The following is a 17,847-nucleotide window of genomic DNA, read 5'->3' as shown; positions in this document are numbered from 1 at the left end:
CTCTCCCCGGGAGGAAAACGGCCGGAGCACACCGGGCGGCTTTCATCGGCTCGCAGATGATCTCGCAGCCGTTGCCGAAGATCGCCGCACCAGGGACAAAGCGGACATGGGCGGTGTCGGAGCGGTGGTCCTGCGGGGGGCGGGTCGCCAGGTGGCGACGAGGGCGGCGGCGAGGAGGAGTTCGGCGATGTCGCCGCCGTAGTACATGATCTCGGCGCCGCCGCGGATCTGGGCGATGGGGGCGTGCACGTGGAGGAAGTAGCCGCCGTACATCAGCTGGGAGATGACGGAGTGAGCCGCGATGGCGGCGCCGAGGACGACCAGGCGGGTCCGCACGCCGGGTCGGGCGGGCGCGGGGTCGGGGCCGGCGATGACCCAGGCGAACAGGCATCCCGCGGCCAGGAAGTGGGCGTGCAGCAGCCAGTGTCCGGCCGGGTGGGCGGTGAGGGTCTCGTACAGGGGCGTGAAGTACAGCACGGCGAGGCTGCCGTTGCTCAACGCCAGCGCGGTGAGGGGGTGGGCGAGCAGCCCCATCGGCCTGCCGCGCAGTAGTCGGGTCAGCGTGCGGGCGTCGCGGGCGGGCAGCGCGCGCAGCAGCACGGTGACGGGGGCGCCCAGCACCAGGGCCAGCGGTGCGTACATGCCGATCAGCAGGTGCTGGAGCATGTGGCCGCGGAAGTCCTCGTGGGCCAGGGGAGCCAGGGGCGGGAGCAGGGCCGCGGCGAGCAGGGCGCATCCGGTCAGGAAGGACGCCGTGCGCCGCCGGGGCCATGGACGGCGTCCCGCGCGGGCAGCCCGATGTACCAGAAGCAGGTAGAAGGCCGCCAGCAGCAGCGCACCGGCCGCCGGCAGCAGCGCAGCCCAGGAAACGTCGTGCGCGGGCGCCGAGTGGTCGTGCATCAGGTGTTCCCGTGCCGGGCGGAGACACCTCCGGGATCGGTGACGGGGTCGAACGGCCTGCCCGACCGCTGCAGCAGGTAACCAGCGGCGATCAGCACGGCGCCCAGGACCAGGAAGCCCAGGTCCCACCACAGCTGGTGGGGGCCTGCGAGCACGTGGTGGACGCCCAGCAGGTGGTGGTCGACGATGCCCTCGACGAGGTTGAACAGTCCCCACCCCACCAGAATCCATCCCCACAGCACCCGTGAGGTCCACACCCGGAGCCGCCGGTGGGTCACCCGCGCGTACAGCGTCGCCAGGCCGATCAGCACCGCCAGCCAGCACACCGTGTGGAACAGGCCGTCCCACACGGTGTTCATCTCCAGCCCGGAAACGGTGTGCGGGTTGTAATACCGCACACCGATGTTGTCGGTGTTGGTGCTGCTGAGCATGTGGTGCCACTGCAGCACCTGGTGCAGCAGGATCCCGTCGACGAATCCGCCGAGCCCCACTCCCAGGACGATCCCCGGCAGCCGCAGGCTCACCGGCTCATCGGTGACTCCGCTTCTACCTGTGGCACTGGCCATTCCCGTCCCCCCGAGCATCCCCGGACCCCCGCCCGGAACCGGACATCATTTCCTTCCACCTCTATCCCGGAACCGGCCTCGGCAACCTCGGGGACCTGAACGGGGTTCAGTGGGCGTTCGCTCTCCGGGGCCCCGCGGGCCGGACGAAGGCCGCGCGCCGCCGTTCGGCCTCGGGGCGGATGACGCAGTCCTCGGCGTGGTCGTTGATCAGCCCCATGGCCTGCATGAACGCGAACATGGTGGTGGGGCCGACGAACCTCCAGCCCTTGCGCTTGAGGTCTTTGGACAAGGCGACCGACGCTGGGCAGACGGAGGCGGTCTGGGGCGGGGGGAGATCGGCGGGGGCGGGCTCGTAGCGCCAGACGAAAGCGGCCAGCGACCCTTCCCGATGCAGGAGTTCCTCAGCGCGGCGGGCATTGTTGACGGCCGCTTCGATCTTGCCGCGATGCCGCACGATGCCGCTGTCCTGGAGCAGCCGCTCGACGTCGCGCTCGGTGAAGCGGGCGACGGCGGAGATGTCGAAGCCTTGGAAGGCGGCGCGGAAGTTCTCACGCTTGCCCAGGATGGTGCGCCAGCTGAGCCCGGCCTGGAAGCCCTCCAGGCACAACTTCTCGAACAAGGTGCGGTCGTCCCCGACGGGAAAGCCCCACTCGGCGTCGTGGTAGGCCAGCAGTTCGGGTGCGGAAGTGCTCCACGCACACCGCGGTGGCGCGGAGCCGGTCATCTGCGGGGGACTTCCCATCACGGTCCTCGTGTCATCACTCGTTCTCAACGGATACGAGGACAAGTGTCCTACGAGGCGCCGGCCCGCGGACCGGCTGCTTACCGGTGTCTTACGAACCGCCTTCAGCGGTGGTCCGGCAGGGGAGAGCGCGTGTTGGCTGGGACACGACCGCGCTCACCCTTGTCTGGAGATCCGATGCCCCGTCGTGCTGTCGTTGCCGTTCTGCTGGTCCTGGTGGTCGCCGCCGGAGCCGGGCTCTATCTTTTCCAGCCATGGAAGGCGTTCACCGATACCACGGTGAACGAGGCGCTGCCGGTCGTCTCCGCGCCGGCGACCGCGCCGGAGAAGGACTCGGGACCGATGGAACTCACGGAAGGGAGTTTCGTCACCCACGACCACGACACCAGCGGCACGGCCCGCACGATCCGGCTCGCGGACGGCGGCCAGATCCTGCGGTTGGAAGATCTGCGCACCTCCGAAGGGCCGGATGTGCGGGTCTACCTGTCCACCCGGTCGGCCCGGGCGGCGCGGGAGGGACTGGGAAGCGGAGCGGTCGAACTCGGCGGGCTCAAAGGCAACCTGGGCGATCAGAACTACACTGTCCCGGCCGATACTGATGTGTCCAGGTTCCGCAGCGTCGTGATCTGGTGCGAACGCTTCTCGGTCTCCTTCGGGGCCGCCGACCTCTCCACCGTGAAGAGCTGATCTTTTGACCCTCCGCCCTGTCGCCGCCGGCCCTGTTCTGGTCGTGGAGGACGATCCGACCGTCGCCGAGGTCGTCACCGGCTATCTCGCCCGCGCCGGATACCAGGTCGCGCACGCCGCCGACGGCCTCGCCGCCCTGGAGATGGCCGCGGCGCTGCGGCCCAGGCTGATCGTGCTGGATCTGATGCTGCCCGGCCTGGACGGCCTGGAGGTGTGTCGTCGGCTGCGGACGGGCCACGGGCCGCCGGTGCCGGTGGTGATGCTGACCGCGCGCAACGAGGAGGCGGATCGCATCCTGGGTCTCGAACTGGGCGCGGACGACTACCTGTCCAAGCCGTTCAGCCCCCGCGAACTGGTGCTGCGGGTGGCCTCGGTGCTGCGCCGCGCGGAGGCCCCGCCGCCCGCCCCCGCTTCGGAGGTGCTGCGGGTCGGCGAGCTGGTCGTCGAACCGGCGGCGCGGCGAGCCGAGCGCGGCGGCCGGCGGCTGGCTCTGACGGCGCGTGAGTTCGACCTGCTGGTCTTCCTGCTGCGCCATCCGGGCCGGGTGTTCTCGCGCGAGGAACTGCTGCGGCAGGTGTGGGGGTGGGACTTCGGCGACGCTTCGACCGTCACCGTGCATGTGCGACGGCTGCGGGAGAAGGTCGAGGACGACCCGGCCGCGCCGAAGCTGATCAGCACCGTGTGGAGCGCGGGCTACCGTTTCGACCCGCCCGCGGACAGGACGCCGCAGTCATGACCGAGTTCCTGGTCATCGTGGGTCTGGCGGCGTCGGGCGCCCTGCTCACCGGGCTGCTCGCCGTTCCCGCCATTGCCCTGCTGCGCCGCCGCTCGGTCGTGCTGTCGATGTTCGCGGTGGCCGCGCTGGCCGTGGCCGCGATGGCTGCGGGCACGATCGCGGTGGCGCTGGAGATGTTCCTGTCCGGTCACGACTTCAAGGTGGTGCTGATCGTGGTCGCCGTGTCGGGGGTGTTCTCCCTCGGAGCGGCGCTGCTGTTCGGGCGCCGTATCGCCGCGGGCAGCCGGGAGCTGGCGGAGGCGGCGCGCGCCTTCGGCAGCCGGGCGGGCTTCGTGGCGCCCGCGGACCCGCCCATCGCCGAACTCGCCGCGCTCGCCGCCGCGCTGGAGGAGACCGGTTCCCGGCTGAAGGCGGCACAGGAACGCGAACGGGCGCTGGACGCCTCCCGGCGGGATCTGATCGCGTGGATCTCCCACGACCTGCGCACCCCGCTGGCCGGGCTGCGCGCGATGGCCGAGGCCCTGGAGGACGGTGTCGCCACCGAGCCCGACCGCTACCACACCCGCATCCGCACCGAGGTCGAACGGCTGTCCGGCATGGTCGACGACCTCTTCGAGCTGTCCCGCATCCAGGCCGGGTCACTGGAGCTGACCTTGGCCCGCGTCTCGGTCTACGACCTGGTCGACGACGCCATCACCACCGCCCGGCCGCTGGCCGAACAGCACCGGGTACGGCTGCGCGACGGCGGCGTCACGCCCCTGCCGGTCCGGGTCGACGCGCACGGCATCACGCGCGTGCTGGGAAACCTGCTGGTCAACGCCATCCGGGCGACACCGGCCGACGGCACCGTCGCGGTGAGCGCACGCCGCGAAGGCGACCTGGTCGTGCTCGCGGTCGAAGACACCTGCGGCGGCATCCCCGAACAGGACCTGCCCCGCGTGTTCGACACCGGCTGGCGAGGCGGCCAGGCCCGCACCCCCACCCCCGACCCGGCCACCGCGGCCGTCCCCGCCGCGCACCAGCGCCGACACGGAGACACCGGCGCAGGCCTGGGACTCGCGATCGTCCGCGGCATCACCGAAGCCCACTCCGGCCACGTCTCGGTCCGCAACACCCCCGCAGGCTGCCGCTTCGAACTCTCCCTCCCCACAGCCGACCGACCGGAGAGCGGATGAGGACGCCCGGACAGGCACTGCCCGCGCAAGGCGTAGGCGGGGCGGTCAAGGACCGATGCCCTCGCTCAGGCGGCGGAGGCAGGTGCGGATGAGGTCGGGGAGGGGGAGGTCGGTGGCGCGGCGGGCCCAGAGCTCGGCGGAGGTGGCCAGGGCCGTGGTGGCGGCGCCGGCGTAGAGGCGGGGGGTGAGGTCGCGGGCGGGGTTGGCGCCGGTGCGGGCGGCGATGACCTCGGTGAGGCGCTGGCGGCCGCGTTCGAACATGATGAGGTTCTGGGCGAGCATGGTCGGGCGGTCGTTGACGGCCTGGAGGAGGACGGCGAAGTCGTCGCGGTCGCCCATGATGGCCGGGAGCGCGGCGGGCAGGACCTGCATCAGGCTCTCCCAGACCGGTTCGCCCGGGGGGCGGTCGCCGACCTGGTCGGCGAGGGTCAGGTAGCGCTGGGCGAGTTCGTCGACGATGGCCTCCTCGACGCCGGCGAAGTAGTTGCGGAACGTCCGCGAGGAGACTCCCACCGCCGCGGCGACCGACTCCGGGGACACCGAGTCCAGCCCGTCGCTCAGCATCGACGACCACGCGGCGTGGCTCAGCGCCGCCCGCGTCGCGACTTTCTTGCGCTCCCGCAGGGGAAGTTCAGAGGTCATGTCCCGCACCGAAAATATTTCCAATATTGAAAACTTTCCAAACTGGAAGCTATTGTAGCCGATACGGCGAGACCGGCCGGAACGCGGTGGAAGGCTCACGCGGGCCGGGCCCGCGGCACCCCCCACCGGAGCCGGAGGAGACATGAGCAGCAACGCCGTCTACTGGGACCCCTACGACCCGGCGTTCACGGACGACCCCTACCCCACGTTCCGGCGGCTCCGCGAAGAGGCGCCGCTGTACTACAACGAGAAGTACGACTTCTACGCGGTGAGCCGCTACGACGACCTCGCCGGCGGACTGCCGGACTGGCGCACCTTCTCCTCCGCCCGCGGCGGCATCCTCGAACTGATCAAGTCGGGCATCGAGATCCCGCCCGGCACGCTCATCTTCGAGGACCCCGAGGCCCACGACATCCACCGGCGCCTGCTCGCCCGCGTCTTCACGCCCCGCCGTGTCGCCGAGCTCGAACCGCTCATCCGCGAGTACTGCCGCGGCTGCCTGGACCCGCTGGTCGGCGAGGAGCGCTTCGACCTCGTCGCCGCCGTCGGCGCCGAGATGCCGATGCGCGTCATCGGCATGCTGCTGGGCATCCCGGAGTCCGACCAGGCCGCCGTGCGCGAGTCGGCCGACGAGAGCCTGCGCACCGAGGAGGGCGGGCAGATGGACTTCAAGGGCGGCGCCGTCCTCAGCAACGAGATCTTCGGCGACTACATCGACTGGCGCAGGTCGCACCCCTCCGACGACCTGATGACCGACCTGCTGAACGCCGAGTTCGAGGACGAGAACGGCGTGACGCGCACCCTCACCCGCGACGAGGTGCTCACCTACGTCACGGTCGTGGCGGGCGCGGGCAACGAGACGACCGGACGGCTCATCGGCTGGGTCGGGTCCGTGCTGGCCCGCCACCCCGAGCAGCGGCAGGAGCTCGTCGACGATCCGTCCCTGATCCCCGGCATGCTCGACGAGGTCCTGCGCTACGAGCCGCCCGGCCCGGCCATCGGCCGGTACGTCACCCGCGACGTGGAGTTCCACGGGCGGACCGTGCCGGAGGGCAGCGCCCTCATGTTCCTGGTCGGCGCCGCCAACCGCGACGAGCGCCGCTACCCCGACCCCGACCGCTTCGACATCCGCCGCTCAGTCGGCCACCAGATGACCTTCGGCTACGGCGTTCACTACTGCCTGGGCGCCAACCTGGCACGGCTGGAGGGGCGCGTCGCCTCCGAGGAGATCCTCAAGCGCTTCCCCCGCTGGGACGTGGACTGGGACAACGCCAAGCTCGCCTCGACCTCCACCGTCCGCGGCTGGGAGACCCTCCCGATCGTCATCGGATGACGGGAGGGCTCACCCGGCGCGCAGTTCGGCGAAGGCGTCCTCGGTCAGGGGACGGGGAGCACGGCCCGGTTCGAGCAGGACGACGGTGCAGGCAGCGTCCCGGGTGAGCGCGGTGGTGAGGCTGCCGTCGGCGAACTGCACGAAGGAGCCGCGGAGGGATCTGCCGACCGCGACGAGCTGAGCGTCCATGGCCGCGGCGTGGCGGGCCAGGGCACGGCCCGCCGCGGCGTGGTCGCCGACGCTGGTGAGGATCCTGCCGTCGGCGGCCATGCCGCGGGCGGCGAGCCGGTCGAGGTGGGCCTGGACCGTGGCGCGCGCGGCGTCGGCGATCTCGGCGGCGTTGCCGGTGGCGATGAACAGCGCGTTGCCCAGGTCCCATCCGGCGCGGAAGCCGACGATGCCGTCGATCGAGCCGGACAGGCCCGCCGAAGCGGCGAACAGGACGATGATCGCGAGTCCGGCGACCAGGGTGCGCTTGGCGCCCAGAACGCTGGAGACCCGGCCGACGACGAGCATCGCGACCGCGGTGACGGGCAGGCAGCCGGTGAACAGCAGCGAGACCTGGCTGGGCGTGGCGTCCAGGCCGATGCCCATGAACGAGATGACGTCAGCGGATGGCCCTGACCCAGCGCTCCAGGACGGGAAGCACGCCGCGCAGATCGCCATCGTCCACCGCGACGGCCGCGGCCGCCCGTGCTCCCGGCGAGGCGTTGAACGCCACGCTCAGCCCGACGGACGCGAACAACGGCAGATCGGAGCGGCTGTCTCCGACGGCCCCGCACGAGCGCGGGTCCAACCCCAGCTCCCGTGCCCGGTCCAGAGCGAAATCCCGTTTGTCGTACTCGTCGAAGTGCCGGGCGACACGGCCCGTGAACCGGCCGCCGGCGGTCTCGAGCCCGGGCCCGCAGAACCCGTGGAACCCGAAGCGGCCGGCCAGATGGCCGCCGACCGGCGACCAGGCGAGGGTCGCCAGCACGGGCACCAGCCCGTTCCCCCGGCACCAGGCCAAGGTCTCGGCGATTCCGCCGACCAGCGGAAGCCCGTCGAGCCAGGCGGCCACCCGTTTCTCGGAAACCCCCGCCCAGCCCGCGGCGTCCAGCTCGGAGACCTGCCGGTTGTCCAGGGCTCCGGCGGCGTAGGCGTCCTCGGCTTTGACCAGCTCGTCCCGATGGCCGAGGAAGCCGGCCAGGAAGGCCGACGAACTGGTGCCCGGGACGAGGGTGCCGTCGACGTCGAAGAACACGGCACCCGCGTGACCGGAGGAACGCACCGACCAAGGATGTCATTTCTCCGGGTTTCGGGGTTCAGTCGGCCGTCAGTTTCACGGAGGGCGGGGGTGTTCCCGTTGGGGGGACCTGCAGGGTTTTGAGGGAGAAGCTCAGTAGGTCCTTGAAGACCGGTGCGGCCACGGTGCCGCCGTAGTAGCCCTTTCGGGGGTTCTGCAGGACGATCTGGACGATGACCTGGGGGTCGTCGGCGGGGGCGAAACCGGAGAACATGCCGGTGTAGCCGTCGTAGCCGCCGAGGGAGCCGTCCTTGTTCTTCTTGGCGGGGTCGTAGCGGTTGGCGGTGCCGGTCTTGCCCGCCACGCGGTAGGGACCGAGCCGGGCCTTCTCGGCGGTGCCGTGGTCGACGGCGGCTTCCAGCATCGTGGTGAGGCGGCGGGCGGTCTTCTCGGTGATGACGCGGCGGCTCGCCGGGGGAGGGGCGGGCACGAAACCGTCTCGGTCGTCGTAGGTGCCCGCGATCACCGTGGGCGTCACCCGGACGCCGCCGTTGGCGATCGTCGCGTAGACGCTCGCCATCTGGAGGGAGGTGACGGAGATGCTCTGGCCGAAGGAGATCGGGTAGCGGTCGGTGCCGCTCCACTCCTTGGGGTCCTTGAGCAGGCCCGCGGACTCGCCCGGCAGGTTCACGCCGGTCTTCTCGGCGAACCCGAACGCCCGCAGGTAGTCGTAGAGGTCCTGCTTCGCCAGCGGCTCGCCGGCGAGGATCGTGCCGACGTTGCTGGACTTGGCGATGATGTCCGCGAAGGTGAGCCGCTCGGTCCCGTGGAACTCCGAGTCGCGGAACTCGCGGTCCGCGCGCTGGATCCGGTAGGGCACGGTGAACCGCTGCTCGGGCGTGACCAGGCCCTTGTCCAGCAGCGCCGCCGCCGTGACGATCTTGCCGGTCGAGCCGGGCTCGAACGAGACCTGCACGACCGGGTTGGCCAGCGCGGACGGCTCGGCCTTGGCGTACTCGTTCGGGTCGTAGGTCGGGGCGGAGGCCATGGCCAGCAGCCGCTGTTCGGGGGTCATGACCACCGCGGTGCCCCACTCGGCCTCGTGGTCCTCGACGGCTTGGGCGATCAGCTCCTCGGCCTTCCACTGGACGTCCTGGTCGATCGTGAGCCGGAGGCCCTGCCCGGCGACGGGCTTCTTGGTCCGGCCGCCGGACATCGGGATGCGCTGCCCGCTCCCGCCGAGCTCGACGGCCTGCCAGCCGTCGGTGCCCTTGAGCAGCTCGTTGTACTGGTACTCCAGGCCCTCGCCGCCGTCGCCGTCGGCGTTGACGAACCCGATGAGGTTGGAGGCGACCGTGTCGGCGGGGTAGGCCCGGCGCGACTCGGGGAGGGTGCCGATGCCGCGGAAACCGAAGGAGGTGATCAGCTCCGCCTGCTCCGGGGTCACCCGGTGGGCCAGCTCGACGTACTGCGTGTCCGGTTTCGTCAGGCCGGTCAGGACCCTGCCGGGGTCGAGGCCGAGGGCGTCGGCCAGCCGGTCGGCGATCTCCCGGCGGCGGGACCGGTCGATCTGGGTGGGGTCGGCGAAGACGCCGAAGGCGGCCTGGGTCATGGCCAGCGGAGCGCCGTTGACGTCGGTGATGGTCCCGCGCTCGGCGATGAGGTCGATCTTGTTCATGCGCTGGGCGAGCGCCTGCTCGGTGTATTGCCCCGACGTGATGATCTGGATCCGCGTCAGGCGTCCGGCGAACAGCGACAGGACGAACGCGACGGCCAGCAGGCCCGCGTTGAGCCGCTTCATCGGGTTGGTCAGCCGTATCGGGGGACGGCGCCGGGGCCGGCGGGGGCGCGGCCGCGTCACGGCACGTCCGGCACTCGCCGCCCCGGCGCGGCGGGGCCCGGACGGCCACCTTCCGTATGCGGCCCCACCCATGGTCACGACCTCCTCGTATGCGCGTGTCGTCCATCATGATCTGAAAGATCATCTTCGGGCCGGAGATTCGCCCGAAAGCCAAACCGGCGGGCGGCCGACCGACGGGGTGGTACTCGTCGCACCCGGTTCCACCCGAGCCGGATCTTCGAGATCATCACCGAGATACCGGGACGAACGAACGGGAGCACAATGGCCACGACCGCGACCGACGACGGATACACGCTGTGGTACGAGGCACAGGGCGAAGGACCCGGCATCGTCCTCCCCTCGCGGATGCGCGTCGAGCACTCCGCGCTGGCCGCCGCCCTGGCCGCGCACGGATACCGGGTGGTGCGCTACAAGCCCCGGCAGGTCGTCGGCGCGATGGAGGCCGAGGAGGAGTCCGGCGGCCCCTGGGACCCGACCGCCTGGCGCACCTATCCCCTGGAGCAGGAGGTCGCCGACCTGCACACCGTGGCCGACGCCGCGGGCGTGGGGGACTTCGTCCTGGCCGGCTACTCGGGCATGGCCGCCCTGGCGGGTTTCCTGGCCCCCGCCACCGGGCGGGCGGCGGGCCTCATGATCGGCGGCTTCCCCCTGCTGAGCGACTACGGCTACTGGCTCGGCTACGTCGAAGGCGCCCGCACCGCCTTCCTGCAGGCCGGACGGCGGGACAAGGCAGACGAGCAGCACCTGGGCGTCCTGCTCTACCGGCAGTGGGCGGCCCGCGACGACGTCCCGGCGCTCCGCGCCCTCAAGGGACCGAAGATCCTCTGGTACGGCTCCCGCGACAGCGAACCCGAATGCCGCATGTACGACTACACCGGCGGGAGCGCCATCGCCCGCCGCATCACCGAGCACACCGGAAAGCTGCGCCACGCGGGCTTCGAGGTCATCGAGCTCGAAGGCCTGGACCACATCGCCGGCCTGGCCGCCACCGACGTGATCGTCCCGCGTCTGACCGCCGCCCTGGCCGCGGCGGGCTGGTGAGGGCCGCTCCCGGCGGGAACCCGTCGGTCAGGGGTGGGGGAGGGCGCCGACGAGGCGGAGGGCGAAGTCGCTGTACTGCCAGACGACGGCGTCCTCGCTGAGCTCGCCGCCTTCGCGGTACCAGGCCGAGAGGCCCATGCCGAGGTCGAGGATGGCGAAGGAGGCCAGGCGGGCGGAGGTCACGTGGAAGCGGCCGGCGGCGACGCCGTCGTTGACGAGCTCGCGGAAGCGCCTCTCGTACTCGGCGCGCAGGGCCAGGACCCGGTCGCGGTGGGGTTCGGTGAGGCTGCGGATCTCGCGGTTGCCGACGAAGGCCTCGAGGCGGTGCCGGGCGTGGTAGCGCACGTGCGCCTCGGTGGCGCGGCGCAGGCGCTCGGTGGGGTCGTCGACTCCGACCACGGCGGTCCGGTGGAGGGCGAGCAGCTCCTCCATCGTGGTGGTCATGATCTGGGCCAGCAGTTCCTGCTTGGACGCGACGTGCTTGTAGAGGCTCGGGCCGCGGATGCCGACCGCGGCGCCGATGTCGGCCATGGTGGTGGCCTCGTATCCGCGGCGGGTGAACAGCTCCAGGGCCGCGGCGCGGATGTCGTCGGACCGGCTCAACTTCCCTCCCCTTGTGGCTAACACAAGATAGCCGATGAGGAGGCGGGGGATCCCCGGTCTTGGCTCGGCGAGGGAGGGCCATTAGGATCCAGGCTAATACTCATTAGCCTTTTTGCGAGGTGTCATGGCAGTCGACCTCACCCAGGACCAGCCCGTGGCGGAGCTGGTGCGGCGCACCGCGGAGTTCGTCCGCCAGGTGGTCGTGCCCGTCGAGGAGCGCGAGCGCGGGGTGGCGCGCTCGGAGGAGGTGCGGCTCGAGCTGCAGCGGGCCGCCAGGGAGGCGGGGGTGTTCGCCCCGCACGTGAGCGCCGAGTACGGCGGGCACGGGCTCGACATGCGGAGCCGGGCCGCGGTGTTCGAGGAGGCGGGCTACTCGCTGCTGGGCCCGCTGGCGCTGAACATCGCCGCGCCCGACGAGGGCAACATGCACATGCTGGAGCTCATCGCCACCGAGGAGCAGAAGGAGCGCTACCTGCGGCCGCTGGCGGCGGGGGAGGTCCGGTCCTGCTTCGCGATGACCGAACCGGCCCCCGGCGCGGGCTCCGACCCCGCCGCGCTGAGCACGCGCGCGGAGCGGGTGCCCGGCGGCTGGCGCATCGACGGCCACAAGTGGTTCATCACCGGCGCCGACGGCGCGGGCTTCGCGATCTGCATGGCCCGGACCTCGGGCGAGCCCGGCGAGGCGGGCGGCGCCACCATGTTCCTCGTCGACGCCGACAACCCCGGCATGAAGATGGTCCGCCACATCGAGACCCTCGACGAGAGCCTGTACGGCGGCCACATCGAGATCGTCTTCGACGGCTGCGTCGTGCCGGACGAGGCGGTGCTCGGCGAGGTCGACGAGGGGTTCCGCTACGCGCAGGTCAGGCTGGGCCCGGCCCGGATGACGCACTGCATGCGCTGGCTCGGCATCGCCCGCCGCGCGCAGGACATCGCCGTGGCCCGCGCCGCCGAACGGCGCCTCTTCGGCTCCCGGCTGGGCGAGCTGGGCATGGTCCAGCAGATGATCGCCGACAACGAGATCGACATCGCCGCGGCCCGCGGCCTCATCACCCAGGCCTGCTGGGAGCTCGACCAGGGCGGCCACGCCTCCCAGTCCGTCTCGATCGCCAAGACCTTCAGCGCCGAGGCCGTCTGGCGGGTCGTCGACCGCTCCCTGCAGATCTGCGGCTCCCTCGGCGTCTCCGGCGACATCCTCCTCAGCCGCTTCCTGCGCGAGGTGCGGCCGTTCCGCATCTACGACGGCCCGTCCGAGACGCACCGCTGGGCCATCGCCCGCCGCGTCCTGCGCCGGCACGACAAGGAGGCCGGCCGATGAGCGCCGAGGCGGCGACCCTGGACGGGCTCGACCTGCCCGCGCTCGAACGGTTCTTCGCCGAGCGGGTCCCCGGATTCGGCGGGCGGCTCACCGCCGAGCTCGTCCAGGGCGGCCGGTCCAACCTGACCTACCGGCTCTCCGACGGGCGCAGCACCTGGGTGCTGCGCCGCCCCCCGCTGGGCGGCCTCACCCCCTCGGCCCACGACATGCGGCGCGAGTACCGGGTCGTCGCCGCCCTGTCGGACACCGGCGTCCCGGTGGCCCGCGCGGTGGCCCTGGCCGAGGAGGACGTGCTCGGCGTGCAGTTCGCGGTGGTCGAGTACGTCGACGGCACGGTGATCCGCACGATCGACGAGCTGCACGCCCTCCCGCAGGAGCAGATCACCCGCTGCGCCCACGGCCTGGTCGACGTGCTGGCCCGCCTGCACGCCATCGACCCCGCCGAGGTCGGCCTGGCGGAGTTCGGGCGCCCCGAGGGCTACCTGGCCCGCCAGGTCGGGCGCTGGCACGACCAGTGGCAGCGCGTGCGCACCCGCGACCTCGCCGACATCGACCGGTTGCACGAGCGCCTCGCCGCCGCCTGCCCCGCCGAGAGCGGCGCCTCGATCGTGCACGGCGACTACCGCATCGACAACGCGATCCTCGACCCCGCCGATCCCGGCACGGTGCGGGCGGTCGTGGACTGGGAGATGGCCACCCTCGGCGACCCGCTCGCCGACCTGGCCCTGCACCTGGTCTACGCCGACCCCGCCTTCGCCCCCGTGCTGGCGGGCGCGGCCGCCTCGACCAGCCCCCGCCTGCCCGCCACCGCCGACCTCGCCGAACGCTACGCCCGCACCAGCGGCCGCGACCTCGGCGACCTGCAGTTCCACCTCGCCCTCGGCTACTTCAAGATCGCCGTCATCGCCGAGGGCATCCACGCCCGCCACCGCCAGGGCATGACCCGCGGCACCGGCTTCGAGACCGTCGGCCAGGCCGTCGCCCCCCTCACCGCCGCCGGATTGAAAGCCCTGGACCAGGGCGTGTGAGGGCGGGCGCCGTGCGTGCCGTCACTCCATGGCGGTGATGACGCTCAGATCCCGGGGTCGGCCGGCGGTCTTCGCCGGTTCCTCGGGGTCGAGGCCGAACAGGTCGTGCAGGGCCTCGCCTCCCGCGGGGGTGAGGCGCAGGGCGCGGCTGGAGCGCAGGGGGACGAGCCACTCCTCCCGGGTGAGGTGGTCCAGCAGGAGGCGGCCGGCGAGCCCCGCGAGGTGGGTGCGGCGTTCGGTCCAGTCGAGGCAGGGGCGGGTCAGCGGCCTGCGGGGGCGGGAGGGCAGGTCCTCGCCGAGGAGGCGGGCGAACCAGGCGCGGCCCTGGTCGCTGACGGACAGGTCGTCCCCGTCCAGGGCGCCCAGGGCCACCAGGCGGGTGGTGAGGGCGACGCCGAGGGTTCCGGCGAGGTGGTCGTAGCAGGTGCGGGCGAAGGCCAGGTTCTGTTCGGCCCGGTGGGCGCGCAGCGAGTCGGGCCTGGCCTTCGGGGGAGGGGAGAAGGCGACCAGGCTCTCGACCAGCGCGGCGGCGGACGGGTCGGTGAGCCGGACGTAGCGGTGCCTGCCCTGGCGCTCCTGTGTGAGGAGGCCGCCCTCCACCAGCGCGGACAGGTGCGCGGTGGCCGTCGAGGGGGCGACCCCGGCGTGCCGTGCCAGTTCGCCGGCCGTCCACGCCCTGCCGTCCAGGAGGGCCAGGCAGAAGGCGGCTCTCGTGTCATCCGCCAGGAGCTTGGCTACGGGGATCGTCATGCCTCCATCATCGCCCGACGACACTTCGGCGGGGACCGAAAGGAACCGTGGCTAGCGTTCTCCGCATGAGAGACGTCCCCGGCACGATGCGGCAGAAGAAGACCGGCGAGAATCGGTTCGCCAGGTTCAAGGCGTTGCACCACGCGGCCGAGCCGCTGCTGCTCCCCAACGCCTGGGATTACGCCTCCGCGGCGGCGCTCGAGGCCGCGGGGTTCGCGGCGGTGGGCACGACGAGCCTCGGTGTGGCGGTCGCGGCGGGCAAACCGGACGCCCAAGCCGCCGCCCTCGAGGAGACGATCGCCCTGGCCGGGGTGCTGGCCCGGCTGCCGTGCCCGGTGACGGTCGACCTGGAGGCCGGGTTCGGCGACCCGGCGGAGACGGCGGACCTGGCGGCGAGGCTGGCCGCGCTGGGGATCGCCGGAGTCAACATCGAGGACGGACGGCCCGACGGCTCCCTCTCCGACCCCGAACGGCTCCGCGCCACGGTCCGCGCGGTCAAGGAACGTGTCCCGGACCTGTTCGTGAACGCCAGAACCGACGCGTTCTGGCTGTCGGCACCGCACCCCCTGGAGGCCGCGATCACCCGGATACGGGCCTACGCGGAGGCGGGCGCGGACGGCGTGTTCGTCCCGGCGATCGTCTCCGACGAGCACATCGCCGCGGTGGTCGGCGCCGTGGACGTGCCGGTGAACGTCCTCTTCCTGCCGGACCACCACACGGTCTCCGGCCTCGCGTCCCTGGGCGTCCGCCGGATCAGCATGGGATCCCTGCTGTTCCGCGCGGCCCTGGCCGCCGTCCTCCGAACGGCGAACGCGGTCCGGACCGGAGAGGAGATCACCGAGAAGATCCCCGGATACGCGGAAGTGAACGACCTCGCCGCTCCCCTGGAGAGCCGTCCATGACGAACCCGGTCGACGCGGTGACCAGCCCTGACCCCTACCCCTACTACGCCGGGCTCGTCGCCGAGCGGCCGCTGGCCTTCGATGAGGAGCTGGGCTCGTGGGTCGCGGCCGGGGCGGCCGAGGTCGCCGCGGTCCTGCGGGCTCCGGGGCTGCGGGTACGCCCGCCCGCCCAGCCGGTTCCTCCGGGCATCCGGGGCACCCCGGCGGGCGAGGTCTTCGGCTCTCTCGTGCGGATGAACGACGGGGAGACGCACACCCGGCTGAAGTCCGCGGTCGGTGCCGCGCTGGCGAGGGCCGACGCCGGGTCGGTCCGCGGACTCGCCGACGCGGCCGCACGGCAGACCTTCGGAGCGGCCGGGCCGGACCTCGACGAGCTGATGTTCGCCGTCCCCGCGCGGGTCGTCGCCGGACTGTGCGGGCTGCCGGAGAAGGAAGCGGACGACGCGGCCCGGCTCGTCGGGGACTTCGTCAAGTGCCTGAGGCCGGACGCGGACTCCGCTCGCCTCCGCGAGGCCGACGCCGCGGCGGAGAGGCTGCTGGCGATGTTGAAGCCCGGCACCCGAACCGGGGACGATCTGCTGGCCGCCCTCGTGAGCGCCTCGGCGCACGCCGCGCTGCCCTCGCTCGACCAGGTGGCCGGCAACGCGGTGGGCCTGCTGTCGCAGACCTACGAGGCGACCGCGGGGCTGATCGGCAACACGCTCCTGGCCGCGGCCCGGCAGGAGGGGAGCCCCGGTGCACTGACGCCCTTCGTGCTGGAGGTCGCCCGGCACGATGCCCCCGTCCAGAACACCCGGCGGTTCGCCGCCGAGGCCGTCCGCTGCGGCGGGGCGGTGATCGAGCCGGGGCAGTCCGTCCTGGTGGTGCTCGCCGCGGCCAACCGCGACCCGGCCGCCAATCCCGAGCCGCACCGGTTCGCCCCGGAACGGACGGAGGCCGCCGTGTTCACCTTCGGCGAGGCCGCCCACCGATGCCCCGGCCGGGACCTGGCGGTCGCGATCACCGCGGGGACGGTCGGCGCGCTGCTCGACACGGGCTTCGACCCGGCCTCCACGCTGCCGCCTCGGCCCGCCTACCGGCCCTCACCCAACGCGCGGATCCCCGTCCTGACCACCGGGTGAGCCCGCGGGAGGCGACCTCCGCCTGCCGCGGCCCGCGGGTCACGTCGGGTCGGCGGGTTTCGGGGCCGCCGCGCGGTGGAGGGTGAGGTGGACGACGGAGTCGGCACGGGCGGTCAGGCGGTGCAGGACGCCGGTGTCCAGGTGGAGGGTGGTGCCCGGCTCCAGGAGGTGCCGCGTGGTCTGCGAGCCGGTGATGACGTCGAGGTCGATGGCGCCGGAGACGCCGCTGATCAGGATGGGTCCGGGGGCGCGGTGCTCGTCGAGGACCTGGCCCTCGCGGAAGCTGAGGCGGATGAGGGTCAGTCCCTCGCCGCGCAGCAGCCGCTGGATGTGCGGGACGTCCCCGTCGCGGGGTTCCCAGGCGGTCGTGTCGGTGACGAAGATGCTCATGCGGACGGCTTCCTGTTCGTCGGTCGTTCGGACGGCGCTCGGCCGTGGGGCGGGCGCTCCTACAATCGGGGGGACGGACGCGGGAGGAGCGCGATGGCATCCAGGCAGCGTGACAAGGTGCTGGCACTGGTCCGCGACTCCCTCGAGCCGCTGGACGCGCCGGTCATCGCACAGGCGCTGGACGTCCACGTCACCACGGCGCGCTTCCACCTCAACGCGCTGATCGACGCGGGCCTGGTCGAGGGCGTCGCGCTGCCCTCGGAGACCGTGGGCCGGCCGCGCAAGGGGTACGCGGCCGTCGGTACCGACCCCGCGGCGCCGGTGCTGCGGGCGCTGCTGGCCCAGCTCGGCGACACCGCAGAGGCACGGCGCGCGAAGGCCGCCGCGGCGGGCCGCGCCTGGGCCGACGGCATGGCGGTGGCGGCACCGGACGGCGCCGGCCTGCCGGATCCGGTGACCGTGGTCACCGCGGCCCTGACCCGTCTGGGCTTCCAGGTGTCCTCGACCGTCTCGGCCTTCGGGGTCCACGAGATCCGGATGTGCGACTGCCCGCTGCGCCGGATCGCCCGCGACGCCCCGGAGATCGTCACCGGCGTCCAGCAGGGCATGATCGAACGCGTTCTGGAGCGCTGCTCTCCGGCCCTCGCCGCGCAGTACACCGTCGAGGTCGGCCCCGACGCCGCGGCCGGCGACTGCGGCGTCACCCTCCGCCTGGCCCGCACGACGACACTCCCCGCTCCGCCCGCCACCGAACTCCCTCTCATTTAAATGAGACAGCTTCAGCCGGTTGGGTAAGTCTGTTCTCCGCCTGTACCTGCGATCTTCCA

At 72.4% G+C, this 17,847-nt stretch carries 20 protein-coding genes; 10 read left to right on the top strand and 10 right to left on the bottom strand.

What is annotated here, in order from left to right; translation table 11 throughout:
• Nucleotides 1-42: 42 nt before the first annotated feature.
• The 3 genes from ABD140_RS23195 to ABD140_RS23185 all read right to left on the bottom strand — a co-directional run bounded on the left by ABD140_RS23195 (nt 43) and on the right by ABD140_RS23185 (nt 2,208).
• The gene (locus tag ABD140_RS23195; RefSeq protein WP_344243041.1) at nt 43-900 is read right to left on the bottom strand and encodes a cytochrome c oxidase assembly protein; all 858 of its coding nucleotides are present in this window, start codon (nt 898-900) and stop codon (nt 43-45) included.
• Nucleotides 900-1,424, bottom strand: a complete 525-nt coding sequence (locus tag ABD140_RS23190; RefSeq protein ID WP_344243040.1) for a DUF2243 domain-containing protein — start codon at nt 1,422-1,424, stop codon at nt 900-902. Before ABD140_RS23190 ends, ABD140_RS23195 begins: the two co-directional genes overlap by 1 nt.
• Before the next feature lie 148 nt (nt 1,425-1,572).
• A complete protein-coding gene (locus ABD140_RS23185) occupies nt 1,573-2,208 on the bottom strand; it encodes a DNA-3-methyladenine glycosylase I (RefSeq protein WP_344243039.1) in 636 nt (211 codons plus the stop codon).
• Between the two features lie 216 nt (nt 2,209-2,424).
• Between ABD140_RS23185 and ABD140_RS23180 the strand changes: the two genes are divergently transcribed.
• From ABD140_RS23180 to ABD140_RS23170, 3 genes are read left to right on the top strand one after another with little or no spacing between them, the layout of a single operon-like run.
• Nucleotides 2,425-2,895: a DM13 domain-containing protein gene (locus ABD140_RS23180; protein ID WP_344243038.1), complete on the top strand. Its 471-nt coding sequence runs from the start codon at nt 2,425-2,427 to the stop codon at nt 2,893-2,895.
• A 4-nt stretch (nt 2,896-2,899) separates the two neighbouring features.
• Nucleotides 2,900-3,631, top strand: coding sequence for a response regulator transcription factor (locus ABD140_RS23175; protein ID WP_344243037.1), 732 nt, complete (start codon nt 2,900-2,902; stop codon nt 3,629-3,631).
• Nucleotides 3,628-4,806: a sensor histidine kinase gene (locus ABD140_RS23170; RefSeq protein WP_344243036.1), complete on the top strand. Its 1,179-nt coding sequence runs from the start codon at nt 3,628-3,630 to the stop codon at nt 4,804-4,806. The genes ABD140_RS23175 and ABD140_RS23170 overlap by 4 nt, the downstream gene beginning before the upstream one ends.
• Before the next feature lie 45 nt (nt 4,807-4,851).
• Here the strand turns inward: ABD140_RS23170 and ABD140_RS23165 are convergent, their stop codons facing one another.
• Nucleotides 4,852-5,448 (bottom strand): TetR/AcrR family transcriptional regulator, encoded by a 597-nt coding sequence (locus tag ABD140_RS23165; protein WP_344243035.1) that lies wholly within the window; start codon nt 5,446-5,448, stop codon nt 4,852-4,854.
• 142 nt (nt 5,449-5,590) lie between these two features.
• Here ABD140_RS23165 and ABD140_RS23160 point away from each other — a divergent pair, with 142 nt between their 5' ends.
• The gene (locus ABD140_RS23160) at nt 5,591-6,781 is read left to right on the top strand and encodes a cytochrome P450 (RefSeq protein ID WP_344243034.1); all 1,191 of its coding nucleotides are present in this window, start codon (nt 5,591-5,593) and stop codon (nt 6,779-6,781) included.
• Between the two features lie 9 nt (nt 6,782-6,790).
• Here ABD140_RS23160 and ABD140_RS23155 read toward each other — a convergent pair whose 3' ends face one another.
• Genes ABD140_RS23155 through ABD140_RS23145 form a run of 3 tightly spaced genes read right to left on the bottom strand, consistent with a single transcriptional unit; the run spans nt 6,791 to nt 9,807 of the window.
• Entirely contained in the window at nt 6,791-7,375 is a 585-nt protein-coding gene (locus ABD140_RS23155) for a universal stress protein (protein WP_344243033.1), read from the bottom strand.
• 13 nt (nt 7,376-7,388) lie between these two features.
• Nucleotides 7,389-8,051, bottom strand: a complete 663-nt coding sequence (locus ABD140_RS23150) for an HAD family hydrolase (RefSeq protein WP_344243032.1) — start codon at nt 8,049-8,051, stop codon at nt 7,389-7,391.
• A gap of 34 nt (nt 8,052-8,085) precedes the next feature.
• The gene (locus ABD140_RS23145) at nt 8,086-9,807 is read right to left on the bottom strand and encodes a peptidoglycan D,D-transpeptidase FtsI family protein (RefSeq protein ID WP_344243031.1); all 1,722 of its coding nucleotides are present in this window, start codon (nt 9,805-9,807) and stop codon (nt 8,086-8,088) included.
• 321 nt (nt 9,808-10,128) lie between these two features.
• Here ABD140_RS23145 and ABD140_RS23140 point away from each other — a divergent pair, with 321 nt between their 5' ends.
• Nucleotides 10,129-10,908, top strand: a complete 780-nt coding sequence (locus ABD140_RS23140; protein WP_344243030.1) for an alpha/beta fold hydrolase — start codon at nt 10,129-10,131, stop codon at nt 10,906-10,908.
• Nucleotides 10,909-10,935: 27 nt separating this feature from the next.
• Here ABD140_RS23140 and ABD140_RS23135 read toward each other — a convergent pair whose 3' ends face one another.
• The gene (locus ABD140_RS23135; RefSeq protein WP_344243029.1) at nt 10,936-11,511 is read right to left on the bottom strand and encodes a TetR/AcrR family transcriptional regulator; all 576 of its coding nucleotides are present in this window, start codon (nt 11,509-11,511) and stop codon (nt 10,936-10,938) included.
• A gap of 124 nt (nt 11,512-11,635) precedes the next feature.
• Between ABD140_RS23135 and ABD140_RS23130 the strand changes: the two genes are divergently transcribed.
• Entirely contained in the window at nt 11,636-12,829 is a 1,194-nt protein-coding gene (locus ABD140_RS23130) for an acyl-CoA dehydrogenase family protein (RefSeq protein ID WP_344243028.1), read from the top strand.
• Nucleotides 12,826-13,857 (top strand): phosphotransferase family protein, encoded by a 1,032-nt coding sequence (locus ABD140_RS23125; protein ID WP_344243027.1) that lies wholly within the window; start codon nt 12,826-12,828, stop codon nt 13,855-13,857. Before ABD140_RS23130 ends, ABD140_RS23125 begins: the two co-directional genes overlap by 4 nt.
• 21 nt (nt 13,858-13,878) lie before the next feature.
• On the opposite strand, the gene ABD140_RS23120 is transcribed toward ABD140_RS23125, so the two are convergent.
• Entirely contained in the window at nt 13,879-14,607 is a 729-nt protein-coding gene (locus tag ABD140_RS23120) for an ArsR/SmtB family transcription factor (protein WP_344243026.1), read from the bottom strand.
• A gap of 65 nt (nt 14,608-14,672) precedes the next feature.
• Between ABD140_RS23120 and ABD140_RS23115 the strand changes: the two genes are divergently transcribed.
• Together ABD140_RS23115 and ABD140_RS23110 are read left to right on the top strand one after the other, a co-directional pair.
• Nucleotides 14,673-15,509, top strand: a complete 837-nt coding sequence (locus ABD140_RS23115; protein ID WP_344243025.1) for an isocitrate lyase/PEP mutase family protein — start codon at nt 14,673-14,675, stop codon at nt 15,507-15,509.
• Nucleotides 15,506-16,630 (top strand): cytochrome P450, encoded by a 1,125-nt coding sequence (locus tag ABD140_RS23110; RefSeq protein ID WP_344243024.1) that lies wholly within the window; start codon nt 15,506-15,508, stop codon nt 16,628-16,630. Before ABD140_RS23115 ends, ABD140_RS23110 begins: the two co-directional genes overlap by 4 nt.
• 39 nt (nt 16,631-16,669) lie before the next feature.
• Here ABD140_RS23110 and ABD140_RS23105 read toward each other — a convergent pair whose 3' ends face one another.
• Nucleotides 16,670-17,020: a cupin domain-containing protein gene (locus ABD140_RS23105; RefSeq protein WP_344243023.1), complete on the bottom strand. Its 351-nt coding sequence runs from the start codon at nt 17,018-17,020 to the stop codon at nt 16,670-16,672.
• Nucleotides 17,021-17,113: 93 nt separating this feature from the next.
• Between ABD140_RS23105 and ABD140_RS23100 the strand changes: the two genes are divergently transcribed.
• Entirely contained in the window at nt 17,114-17,788 is a 675-nt protein-coding gene (locus tag ABD140_RS23100) for a helix-turn-helix domain-containing protein (protein WP_344243022.1), read from the top strand.
• Nucleotides 17,789-17,847 lie beyond the last annotated feature (59 nt).

It is taken from the genome of Actinocorallia libanotica, assembly GCF_039525175.1.
Taxonomy (GTDB): Bacteria; Actinomycetota; Actinomycetes; order Streptosporangiales; family Streptosporangiaceae; genus Actinocorallia; species Actinocorallia libanotica.
The sequence above is the reverse complement of the archived record's forward strand: the minus strand, read 5'-3'. Positions and strand labels throughout refer to the sequence as shown.